Raw genomic sequence first — 508 nt, forward strand, 5'->3', positions numbered from 1 at the left:
GCCCACTACCCCGTGCGGCTGCTCTGCCAACTGGTGGAGGTGCCGGCTAGCGGCTACTACGCGTGGCAACAAGCTCAGCACCAAAAGGTAGCGCAGATAGAGCCGGCGTGGGAAACGGCACTGGTCAAGGTGTTTGGGGTGCATAAACGCTGCTATGGGACGCGGCGGCTGCGCGTCGAACTGCGCCGCCAGGGCTACCGCGTGGGGCGGCAACGGCTCCGCACGGCCATGCGCCGCCGAGGCCTGCACGCGCTGCAACCCAAAGCTTTTACGCCGCGCACCACGGACTCCACCCACGGGCTACGCTGCGCCCCCAACCGGCTGCTCGACCAGCCCAAGCCGACCCAAGCGAATCGGGTCTGGGTCAGTGATATCACCTATTTACCCCTGGCCAACGGGGACTGGGTCTACCTGTGCGCCTTTCAGGATATGGTCAGCCAGCAGGTGCTGGGCTGGCACGTCATGGCCACGATGCCGGAAGAGTTGATTACCACGGCCTTACAACGGG

General features: G+C 65.2%; 1 protein-coding gene. It reads left to right on the forward strand.

Translation table 11 applies throughout. The features are described 5' to 3' along the window. The coding region (locus E4631_RS25720) for a DDE-type integrase/transposase/recombinase (RefSeq protein ID WP_166647967.1) at positions 1 to 508 on the forward strand (508 nt) is incomplete at both ends.

This window comes from Hymenobacter sp. UV11 (assembly GCF_004684095.1).
Classification (GTDB): Bacteria; Bacteroidota; Bacteroidia; order Cytophagales; family Hymenobacteraceae; genus Hymenobacter.